Origin of the sequence: Pseudomonas sp. G1002 (genome assembly GCF_013385455.1) — a bacterium.
In the GTDB taxonomy this organism is placed as follows: domain Bacteria; phylum Pseudomonadota; class Gammaproteobacteria; order Pseudomonadales; family Pseudomonadaceae; genus Aquipseudomonas.
The window spans coordinates 653,690-664,744 of record NZ_JACAPY010000027.1; the positions used below are offsets into that span (position 1 = coordinate 653,690).

Consider the following 11,055-nt stretch of genomic DNA (forward strand, 5'->3'; position numbering starts at 1 on the left):
TAGACCATGCATTTCACCATTCAACGCGAAGCCCTGTTGAAACCCCTGCAACTGGTCGCAGGCGTCGTCGAGCGCCGACAGACCTTGCCGGTGCTTTCCAACGTATTGCTGGTTGTCGAAGGCCAGCAATTGTCCTTGACCGGTACCGACCTGGAAGTCGAGCTGGTCGGTCGCGTCCAGCTCGAAGAGCCCGCCGAACCCGGCGAGATCACCGTGCCGGCGCGCAAGCTGATGGACATCTGCAAAAGCCTGCCCAACGACGCGCTGATCGACATCAAGGTTGATGAGCAAAAGCTGGTGGTCAAGGCCGGTCGCAGCCGTTTCACCCTGTCGACCTTGCCGGCCAACGACTTCCCGACCGTGGAAGAAGGCCCAGGCTCGCTGACCTGCAGCCTGGAACAAAGCCGACTGCGCCGTTTGATCGAGCGCACCAGCTTCGCCATGGCCCAGCAGGACGTGCGTTATTACCTTAACGGCATGCTGCTGGAAGTCTCCGAAGGCATCATCCGCGCCGTAGCCACCGACGGTCACCGACTGGCCATGTGCTCGATGAAAGCCGATATCGGTCAGCCGGATCGCCACCAGGTGATCGTGCCGCGTAAAGGTATTCTGGAACTCGCGCGCCTGCTGACTGAGCCGGATGGCAATGTCAGTATCGTGCTGGGCCAGCACCACATCCGCGCGACCACTGGCGAGTTCACCTTCACTTCCAAGCTGGTTGACGGCAAGTTCCCGGATTACGAGCGCGTTCTGCCTAAAGGCGGCGACAAGCTGGTGATTGGTGATCGTCAGGCCCTGCGTGAAGCGTTCAGCCGTACCGCCATTCTTTCCAACGAGAAATACCGTGGTATCCGCCTGCAATTGGCCAAGGGCCAACTGAAAATCCAGGCGAATAACCCTGAGCAGGAAGAAGCGGAAGAAGAAGTGGGCGTCGACTACAACGGCGGCAACCTGGAAATCGGCTTCAACGTCAGCTACCTGCTGGACGTGCTGGGCGTGATGACCACTGAACAGGTTCGCCTGATTCTGTCTGACTCCAACAGCAGCGCCCTGGTACAAGAATCCGACAACGATGACTCGGCTTACGTTGTCATGCCGATGCGCCTGTAATCATGTTCAGCAGAAGCTAGATGTCCCTCAGTCGCGTCTCGGTCACCGCGGTGCGCAATTTGCACCCGGTGACCTTCTCCCCCTCCCCCCGCATCAATATCCTCCACGGCGCCAACGGCAGTGGCAAAACCAGCGTGCTGGAAGCCATTCACCTGCTGGGGCTCGCTCGTTCCTTTCGCAGTGCCCGCTTGTTGCCGGTGATTCAGTACGAGCAACTGGCGTGCACAGTATTTGGCCAAGTCGAATTGGCCGAAGGCGGTCATAGCAGCCTGGGGATTTCTCGTGATCGTCAGGGGGAGTTTCAAATCCGCATCGATGGGCAGAATGCTCGTAGTGCTGCGCAGCTGGCAGAAATCCTGCCGCTGCAACTGATCAACCCGGACAGCTTCCGCTTGCTGGAAGGCGCGCCAAAAATCCGCAGGCAATTCCTCGATTGGGGAGTGTTCCACGTGGAACCGCGTTTCATGGCCACTTGGCAGCGCCTGCAGAAGGCCCTGCGGCAGCGGAACTCATGGCTGCGGCATGGTACACTTGACGCCGCTTCGCAAGCTGCTTGGGACCGGGAACTGTGCCTGGCCAGCGCTGAAATAGATGAATACCGCCGCGCCTATATCAAAGCCTTGAAACCAGTCTTTGAGCAGACCTTGAGCGAGTTACTTGAACTCGAGGGGCTGACGTTGAGCTACTACCGTGGTTGGGACAAAGACCGGGAACTGAGTGCAGTGCTCGCGACGTCCTTGCAACGGGATCAGCAAATTGGTCACACCCAGGCCGGACCACAACGGGCTGATTTGCGCCTTAGATTGGGCGCACATAATGCTGCGGATATCTTGTCCCGCGGTCAGCAGAAGTTGGTGGTCTGCGCTTTGCGTATCGCCCAGGGGCATCTGGTTAGCCAGGCCCGGCGCGGGCAATGTATTTATCTGGTGGATGACTTGCCGTCCGAACTGGACGAGCAGCACCGCCGCGCGTTATGCCGCTTGTTGGAAGACTTACGCTGCCAGGTGTTTATCACCTGTGTAGACCACGAATTATTGAGGGAAGGCTGGCAGACGGAAACGCCAGTCGCTTTGTTCCACGTGGAACAAGGCCGTATCACCCAGACCCACGACCATCGGGAGTGAAGGCATGAGCGAAGAAAATACGAATACGTACGACTCGACCAGCATTAAAGTGCTTAAAGGTTTGGATGCCGTACGCAAACGTCCCGGTATGTACATCGGTGATACCGATGATGGCAGCGGTCTGCACCACATGGTGTTCGAGGTGGTCGATAACTCGATCGACGAAGCTTTGGCCGGTCACTGCGACGACATCAGCATCATCATCCACCCGGACGAATCCATCACCGTACGCGACAACGGTCGCGGCATTCCGGTAGATGTGCATAAAGAAGAAGGCGTTTCGGCGGCAGAGGTCATCATGACCGTGCTCCACGCCGGCGGTAAGTTCGACGATAACTCCTATAAAGTATCCGGCGGTTTGCACGGTGTAGGTGTTTCGGTAGTAAACGCCCTTTCTGAAGAGCTGATCCTGACTGTACGTCGTAGCGGCAAGATCTGGGAACAGACTTACGTTCATGGTGTTCCACAGGAACCGATGAAAATCGTCGGTGACAGCGAAAGCACTGGTACGCAGATTCACTTCAAGCCTTCGGCTGAAACCTTCAAGAACATCCACTTCAGCTGGGACATTCTGGCCAAGCGGATTCGTGAACTGTCTTTCCTGAACTCCGGTGTGGGTATCGTCCTCAAGGACGAACGCAGCGGCAAGGAAGAGCTGTTCAAGTACGAAGGCGGTCTGCGTGCGTTCGTTGAATACCTGAACACCAACAAGACCGCGGTCAATCAGGTGTTCCACTTCAACATCCAGCGTGAAGACGGCATCGGCGTAGAAATCGCCCTGCAGTGGAACGACAGCTTCAACGAGAACCTGTTGTGCTTCACCAACAACATTCCTCAGCGCGATGGCGGTACTCACTTGGTGGGTTTCCGTTCTGCACTGACGCGTAACCTGAACACCTACATCGAAGCGGAAGGCTTGGCGAAGAAACACAAAGTCGCCACCACCGGTGACGATGCCCGCGAAGGCCTGACCGCCATTATCTCGGTCAAGGTTCCGGATCCGAAGTTCAGCTCCCAGACCAAAGACAAGCTGGTGTCCTCCGAAGTGAAGACAGCGGTCGAACAGGAAATGGGCAAGTACTTCTCCGACTTCCTGCTGGAAAACCCGAACGAAGCCAAGCTGGTTGTCGGCAAGATGATCGACGCAGCACGGGCTCGTGAAGCGGCGCGTAAAGCCCGTGAGATGACGCGTCGTAAAGGTGCGCTGGATATCGCCGGCCTGCCGGGCAAACTGGCTGACTGCCAGGAGAAAGACCCTGCCCTCTCCGAACTGTACCTGGTGGAAGGTGACTCTGCTGGCGGTTCCGCCAAGCAGGGTCGCAACCGTCGCACCCAGGCCATCCTGCCGTTGAAGGGTAAGATCCTCAACGTCGAGAAGGCGCGTTTCGACAAGATGATTTCCTCGCAGGAAGTCGGCACCTTGATCACCGCCCTGGGCTGTGGCATCGGCCGCGATGAGTACAACATCGACAAGCTGCGCTACCACAACATCATCATCATGACCGATGCTGACGTTGACGGTTCGCACATCCGCACCCTGCTGCTGACGTTCTTCTTCCGTCAGTTGCCGGAGTTGATCGAGCGTGGCTACATCTACATCGCCCAGCCGCCGTTGTACAAAGTGAAAAAAGGCAAGCAAGAGCAATACATCAAAGACGACGACGCCATGGAAGAGTACATGACGCAGTCGGCCCTGGAAGATGCGAGCCTGCACTTGAACGACGAAGCCCCGGGCATCTCCGGTGAAGCGTTGGAGCGCCTGGTAAACGACTTCCGCATGGTGATGAAGACCCTCAAGCGTTTGTCGCGCCTGTACCCTCAGGAGCTGACCGAGCACTTCATCTACCTGCCATCCGTCAGCCTGGAACAGTTGGGTGATCATGCCCACATGCAGGCTTGGTTGGCCCAGTACGAAGTCCGCCTGCGTACCGTTGAAAAATCCGGCCTGGTCTACAAAGCCAGCCTGCGTGAAGACCGTGAACGTAACGTCTGGCTGCCAGAGGTCGAACTGATCTCCCACGGCCTGTCGAACTACGTCACCTTCAACCGCGACTTCTTCGGCAGCAACGACTACAAGACGGTTGTTACCCTCGGCGCGCAACTGAGCACCCTGCTGGACGACGGTGCTTACATTCAGCGTGGCGAGCGCAAGAAAGCGGTCAAAGAGTTCAAGGAAGCCCTGGACTGGTTGATGGCGGAAAGCACCAAGCGCCATACCATTCAGCGATACAAAGGTCTGGGCGAAATGAACCCGGATCAGCTGTGGGAAACCACCATGGACCCAGCCCAGCGTCGCATGCTGCGCGTGACCATCGAAGACGCCATTGGCGCGGACCAGATCTTCAACACCCTGATGGGTGATGCGGTCGAGCCTCGTCGTGACTTCATCGAGAGCAATGCCCTGGCGGTTTCCAACCTGGACTTCTGATCAGGTTGCAGCGCAAAAACAAAAAAGGCCAACGCTTAGCGTTGGCCTTTTTTATGGGCTGGATATGAGCATTTTATAAATGCTCCACGTGGAACATCTCAGTCCTCGGAAGCCGCCGTCACACTCTCCAACCGATATCCGTACCCATAGATCGTCAGCAACTGCCAACCCCGATCCGCCGTCAGCCCGAGCTTATTCCGCAGCCGATAAATATGCGTATCCAGCGGCCGCGACGACACCATCTCCTCATGGGTCCAGAACCGTTCATACAGGTACTCTCGAGACAGCGGCCGCGCCAGGTTCTCAAACAGGCACCGCGCCAGGCGGTATTCGCGCTCCGTCAGGCTGATGGGTTTTCCCGCCCTGCTCACCGTGAGTTCAGCATCATCAAAGGTCAGGTCATTGAAGGTATGCACCTCACTGGCTGCAGACTTCTGCAACCCGTGGCGACGCAGAACGGCATTCACCCGAGCCTTAAGCTCATTGGGACGAAACGGCTTGCTGACGTAATCATCGGCACCACTGTTCAGCGCCTGGACGATATCGCTCTCGGCATCGCGGCTGGTAAGCATGATGGCGGCTGGCGGCGCTTCCATGTGCTCGCGGGTCCAGCGCAGCAATGCCAGGCCACTGAGGTCGGGCAGTTGCCAGTCAAGGATCAGCAAGTCGAAGGTCTCGCGGCGCAGTTGTCGCAGCAGGTCTTCTCCACGCTCGAAGCAGTGCAGGGTCCATGGCTGATCCGCAGCGCTGGGGATTTGTCGCAGTGTCTGTTCCACCCGCCGCAGTTCAGCAGGTTCGTCATCCAGTATTGCGACACGCATGGCAGGGTCCTTTCTTATTGAAGAATGCGGGCATCGAATCTGAACAATTATGGCCAGATTCTCAGGCCCTCTGAATCTCTCGGTACGCTGATATCAAATGGCCGCAAGCCATTGGAAATCGTCAACACCCAAGCTGGGAAGATACCGGCTCGAGACCTTCAGGAAAAGGATCAATGGCAATCTGGTTTTATGCTGTTTCGAGACGTATGGCCGTTCTGGGGAAGGTTGATGTATGGGGAAGACTGGTATTGGTGGTGATGGTTGCTACGCTGGGCACGGAAACGGTCGGGGCCAATAAGCCGGCGATACCTATGCCGTTCGAGGAACGGCAGACTTTGAGTGAGCCCGGCAATGGCATGGGCTTCGCCCGTTCACCGTTTCAGCAACTCAGCGAACAGCAGCAGACCCAACGTTGGGTATTTTAAGTACCCGCAAATCTGAACAAATGTTGCGAATCGGTCCGATGCACCTATGTTGTAGGTAAATTCGCTCTCGCTGGATGACACACGGATTGGAGCGACGGAGGTGCTCCGACACAGGGACGTGTCATCTTCTGCAATGGATCTCACGCTCCCAGATATTTCGGCTATCGACTGGATACCTCATCGAGTATCGTAGACGGTACTCAAGGTCTTCCCGCTGCAAGACGCTGCCTGAAAGTGCTTTCTGATGACCCATTAGAACTAGAATCTTGATGAGCGCCATGACCTTTTTCCCTTGCCGATTCCGCTCTGCCGCTACTACGCTGTTGAGTTCGGGCCTGATCGTTACGCTTGGCGTAGTGAGTCTTCCGGCCTTGGCACGCCCTTCCCCTCCCCGTGCACCCTATATCGACGACAACCGGATGTGCCGCGCGCAACCGCTTCCGGCAGTGGTGCAGCACCTCACGGGTGAAGCCTGGAAACTGGATGCCAAGGGTGTGTCCACGGCCCTGGAAGAAGGCATGTTCATCGATGAACAAGAAAGCGTAAAAACCTCATCGGGCGCATTTGTCAGCCTGTTGCTGGGGGACGGCTCGCGGATTGTCTTGCCCTCCAGCTCCCAGGTCCGATTGCATCTGGTCGAGGAGCAATCCATTCCCCAGGTGATTCTTGAAGAAGGTCAGGTCGAGGCTTACGTGATCAAGCGTGCCAGCGACTATGACCGTTTCCAGATCATGACCCCGGTGGGCGTTCTAGGGGTACGCGGCACGCATTTCCGTGTGCGTAACGATGGCGAACAATCGCTGGTGGAAGTACTCAACGGGCAAGTGGCGGTCAATCGTGATGACGCTCCACCGAGCCCGCGCCCTATCAAGAAGAAGCCCATTACCGGTCCAGTCTCTGGTGAAGTAAAGGTTGGTGCGCGGCAGGGCCTCGCGTTCAAGAAACAAGGCGAACTCAAACCCGTGGAACTGCTTGATGCGCCACGGTTGGTCGGCCAGGACGGCCAAAAGGGCGATGCGCCTGTCTGGACCCTGTTCCTGCGGCCATTGGCCGGGGCCCAACGCTACCGGGCCCAGGTCGCGACCGATAAGGAGTTTCTGAACATCAAGCAGGAAAATTTCTCCGACAAGCCGCAAATGCGCTTCACTGGGCTGAAAGCATCGTTCTATCACGTTCGCTTGTCGGCATATGATGAACACGGGCTTGAGGGAGAAACCGGGGTTTATGACATTTTCTATTACCCACCCGCGAACCGCGTTCAGTAGTGCCCTGGACGCGAGCCGGTGAGGCTGTGGCACAGGGCTGAAAAGCGCCAACCGACTCAGGCTCAGCGGCTGTTCAATGGCCTGGTGCGCGAATGGCTGTGGGTCAGCCTGTTGCTATTACCCATCACGGCCTTCCTGTCCCTGAGCCCTGGCCTGGCCCTCAATAACCCGCTGTATGACAGCCTCCGCCGGCTGGCGCCTTTATCGGTGGATCCACGCATCCTGCTGGTAACGATCGACGACCGAAGCCTGAAGGAGCTCGGCCAATGGCCGTGGTCCCGACGTGTGCATGCCGACCTGCTTGATCGGCTGAGCGCCGCCAAGCCTGCCGGCATCCTGTTTGATGTGATCTTCAGCGAGCCCGCCCGGGAGCCAGCCAATGACCTGCGCCTGGCCGAGGCTATGTGCAGCGCTGGCAACGTCCTGTTGCCTTTGATTCGTGAAGGTTCGCCACGCTACGGCCAGCCTGTGGCGCAAATCCTGCCTGTGTTGCCCTTGCGTGATTGCGCCCGTAGCGTCGGCCATATCAACGTGGAAGCGGACAGCGACGGCATCGTTCGAAGCCTGTATTTGCGTGAAGGTCCACCCGGTAATTTGACACCGCAGTTAGCTTGGCTGGCGTTTGAACTGAGCGGCCAGCGATCCGGAATGCCGGGCGCACCTGGTCCGTCGGAAAGCTCCAGCTGGCAGCGGGAAAATGCCATTCGAATTCCTTTTATTGCCAGTCATGCCGGCTTTCCCAGCGTGCCGTATATCAGTGTCTTGCGCGGGGAGGTGCCATCCGAGTTGCTGCGCGACCGCTTGATCCTGATTGGCGCTACGGCACCGGGCATGGGCGACCGTTATGTCACGCCGCTTTCGGCCAGTGTCGGCACCACCCCGGGCGTGGAGATCCAGGCAAATATTCTCAATGGCTTGCTGCAAGGGCGCAGTATTGTCGATCTGCCCGTGTGGATGGCGACGCTACTGGCCACCGCGATGGTCGCGGTGCTGTTGGGCCTTCTGCTGTTTCGCCCGCGTTATGCACTGTGGCTGACCCTCGGTTGCATGGGGGCTGCGCTTCTGGGTTCATGGGGCCTGTTGCGCCTGGGCCATTGGTGGTCGCCGGCAGCAAGTCTGATTGGCATGCTGCTCAGCTACCTGATCTGGAACTGGCGGCGCCTGAGCGTGATCCTGGCCTACTTCGGCTGGGAACTGGCACGCCTGGACAACGAACCCAAAGTGCTCCCGGAGCGCCGTCGAGCGCCCGCCAGCCAGGGTGATGTATTGCAGGGACGAATCTTCGCCCTCGAACAAGCGGTCAGCCGTACCCGGGACACTCGTCGCTTCATGGCCGATGGGCTGGAATGTTTGCCTGTAGCAACCTTGATTACCGATCCCAAGGGCAACGTCCTGCTGGCCAATCGAATTGCCCGCGATGTGTTCGACAATGAACTGGTGGCCGAAAACCTCTTGGATCAGCTCGCCACATTAGGTTATCCACCGCTGCAGGACGGTGTTCGCCCTGCCCTGTCGACGCTGGAGATTGTCGAGTTCCGCGACACCCTTGACCGCAGCCTGCGCCTCGACCTGGCTCCGCTGCTGCCCGCAGACGGTGACGTGGCCCTTGGCTGGCTGCTGAGCCTCACAGACCTGAGCATTGAGCGTGATGCCCAGCAGCAACGGGAGACCCTGCTGCGCTTTCTGTCCCATGACTTGCGTGCGCCGCATTCGGCGATCCTGGCCCTGTTGGATGTTCAGGACACCGCCGCGCCGATATTTGCGCAGATCGAACAACAAGTCCGCCGTGCCCTGAACCTGACCGAATCATTCGTGCAGCTGGCGAAAGCCGAATCCGATGGCTACCAATTCCAGCCCAGCCTGTTCGCCATGTTGGTGCTCGACGCATTTGATCAAGTCGCAGTGCACGCCCAGTTGAAAGGCATTCGCCTGGTCCATCACCTGGATGAAGACGGCGAAGAAACGGTGTGGGCAGACCAATCGCTGCTGACCCGAGCCTTGTTCAACCTGTTGGAAAATGCGGTGAAATACAGCCCATCGGGCACCACCGTTACGTTAAGCCTGACCAGCCATAAAGACGCTTTGCAGTGCCGTATCAGCGACCAGGGGCGAGGAATCTCCCCGCAGGATTTGCCCGAACTCTTCGCTCAATACCGGCGCTTCGCCTCGGCTCAAGGCAGTGAAGGATTGGGGTTGGGGCTGACCATGGTCAAGGCCGTCGTGGATCGTCACGGTGGGAGAATTCGCTGCGAGAGCGAGGTGGATAAAGGTACGACCTTCATCCTTCAACTGCCATTGTGGCGAGACTGAATCGCGGCTTTTCACCTGTGCATAAAAAACCGGTCTCAAGGACCGGTTTTTTAATGCGGAAAAAACTTATGCACCTTTTCCGCCGTTTTATGAGCTTGGGAAATATGTAAGTAAATCAGCAGCCTATAAGCTAAAAAGCGCAATTCGCCAACAAACCGTACACAGGTTATCCACAGAAACTCAAATCACCGGCGTGTCGACCACAACCGGCTCCGGCGGCAACGAACCCATGGCCCTTTGTTGCGCTTCATTCCATGCCTGGGCACGGTCGTTCAGCGCTGCAATGGCACGTGGGCCTTCGCCCTCGGCATACATGGGCTCGCCAATGATTACAGTGATGGTGCCTTCACGCTTGGCCCAGCCGGTCTTTGGCCAGAACTTGCCGGCATTGTGGGCAATTGGCAGCACCGGCAGCCCGGCGTTCACCGCCAGGGCCGTACCGCCACGTGAGAACTTGCCCACAGTGCCGTAGGGCACGCGTGTGCCTTCAGGGAAGATCAGCACCCAAACCCCATCCTTCAACAGCTCATCGCCCTTCTTGGCCACATGCTTGAGTGCGGCCTTGGGGTTGTCGCGGTCGATGGCGATCGGTCGCAGCATGGCCATGGCCCAGCCGAAGAATGGCACGTACAGCAGCTCACGCTTGAGCACTTGGCTCAGGGGCGAGAAATACGCAGACAGGAAAAAGGTTTCCCAGGTGCTCTGGTGGTTCGACAGAATCACACAAGGCTGGTCCGGGACGTTTTCGGCGCCCTTGATCTCGAAACGAATGTTCAGGAACACCTTGGTCAACCACAGCGCGCAGTTGCACCAAAAGACGTTGATGAAACGATAGCGCGCCTTGAACGGCAGGAAAGGCGCGATAAAAAAGCTCAGGGTGCACCAGAGAAAAGAGCTGGTGCCCAACAGCAGGTAAAAGAAGAAGGTTCTGATGGCCTGCAAAATCGACATGGCGGCATTTACCGTTGCGGGACAACGCCCGCCTGTTAAAAGCGCGCTCCCGAACAGTCCTTGGTCAGGAAGTCAGAAGGGCTGCTAGTTGTTGATAAGTTCTGCGGCAACCGCCGCCAGATCGTCAAAAATCAAAGTACCTACCGGCAGGGTTTTAGCCTGGGTCTTTTCGCCTTTCCCGGTTTTTACCAAAACTGGCTGAGAGTCGACGGCTTTGGCGGCTTCCAGGTCACCGAGGCTGTCCCCGACAAACCATAGCCCAGCCAACGGCACGTTGTAATGTTCAGCAATAGTTTTAAGCATACCCGGTTTGGGCTTGCGGCAATCGCAGCCTTCATCCGGACCGTGCGGGCAATACACCACCAGCCCTACGTCACCGCCCTGCTCGGCCACCAGCGTGCGCAGGCGCGCGTGCATGGCGTCGAGGGTGGCGATGTCGTAGTAGCCGCGGGCGATGCCGGACTGGTTGGTGGCGATGGCCACTGTCCAGCCCGCTTTGCTCAACTGCGCGATGGCCTCGATCGAGCCGGGCAGTGGAATCCATTCCGCCACCGATTTGATGTAAGCGTCGGAGTCGTAATTGATCACTCCGTCCCGGTCGAGAATCAGCAGTTTCAACAT

Annotated in this window: 9 protein-coding genes; 6 read left to right on the plus strand and 3 right to left on the minus strand. The window is 57.8% G+C overall.

The features are described from left to right. The first annotated feature begins 6 nt into the window (after positions 1-6). Genes dnaN through gyrB form a run of 3 tightly spaced genes read left to right on the plus strand, consistent with a single transcriptional unit; the run spans position 7 to position 4,662 of the window. Positions 7-1,110 carry a DNA polymerase III subunit beta gene (gene dnaN, locus HX801_RS17250; protein WP_177022417.1) on the plus strand — a complete coding sequence of 368 codons (1,104 nt, stop codon included), beginning with the start codon at positions 7-9 and terminating at the stop codon, positions 1,108-1,110. 20 nt (positions 1,111-1,130) lie between these two features. Further along, the gene (recF, locus tag HX801_RS17255; RefSeq protein ID WP_003213585.1) at positions 1,131-2,234 is read left to right on the plus strand and encodes a DNA replication/repair protein RecF; all 1,104 of its coding nucleotides are present in this window, start codon (positions 1,131-1,133) and stop codon (positions 2,232-2,234) included. 4 nt (positions 2,235-2,238) lie between these two features. Continuing rightward, the gene (gene gyrB, locus HX801_RS17260; RefSeq protein WP_003213587.1) at positions 2,239-4,662 is read left to right on the plus strand and encodes a DNA topoisomerase (ATP-hydrolyzing) subunit B; all 2,424 of its coding nucleotides are present in this window, start codon (positions 2,239-2,241) and stop codon (positions 4,660-4,662) included. A 98-nt stretch (positions 4,663-4,760) separates the two neighbouring features. On the opposite strand, the gene HX801_RS17265 is transcribed toward gyrB, so the two are convergent. Continuing rightward, complete coding sequence (locus tag HX801_RS17265) at positions 4,761-5,483, minus strand: response regulator transcription factor (RefSeq protein ID WP_003213588.1); 723 nt, start codon at positions 5,481-5,483, stop codon at positions 4,761-4,763. A 173-nt stretch (positions 5,484-5,656) separates the two neighbouring features. On the opposite strand from HX801_RS17265, the gene HX801_RS17270 reads away from it, so the two are divergent. The 3 genes from HX801_RS17270 (at position 5,657) to HX801_RS17280 (ending at position 9,483) form a co-directional block, all read left to right on the plus strand. Further along, complete coding sequence (locus HX801_RS17270) at positions 5,657-5,908, plus strand: hypothetical protein (protein WP_003213590.1); 252 nt, start codon at positions 5,657-5,659, stop codon at positions 5,906-5,908. A 269-nt stretch (positions 5,909-6,177) separates the two neighbouring features. Next, positions 6,178-7,173, plus strand: coding sequence for a FecR domain-containing protein (locus HX801_RS17275; RefSeq protein ID WP_256344261.1), 996 nt, complete (start codon positions 6,178-6,180; stop codon positions 7,171-7,173). An 18-nt stretch (positions 7,174-7,191) separates the two neighbouring features. After that, a complete protein-coding gene (locus tag HX801_RS17280; RefSeq protein WP_177022418.1) occupies positions 7,192-9,483 on the plus strand; it encodes a CHASE2 domain-containing protein in 2,292 nt (763 codons plus the stop codon). Positions 9,484-9,663: 180 nt separating this feature from the next. Here the strand turns inward: HX801_RS17280 and HX801_RS17285 are convergent, their stop codons facing one another. After that, positions 9,664-10,434, minus strand: a complete 771-nt coding sequence (locus HX801_RS17285; protein WP_003213596.1) for a 1-acyl-sn-glycerol-3-phosphate acyltransferase — start codon at positions 10,432-10,434, stop codon at positions 9,664-9,666. 84 nt (positions 10,435-10,518) lie between these two features. Continuing rightward, the gene (gene gmhB / locus HX801_RS17290) at positions 10,519-11,055 is read right to left on the minus strand and encodes a D-glycero-beta-D-manno-heptose 1,7-bisphosphate 7-phosphatase (RefSeq protein WP_176438638.1); all 537 of its coding nucleotides are present in this window, start codon (positions 11,053-11,055) and stop codon (positions 10,519-10,521) included.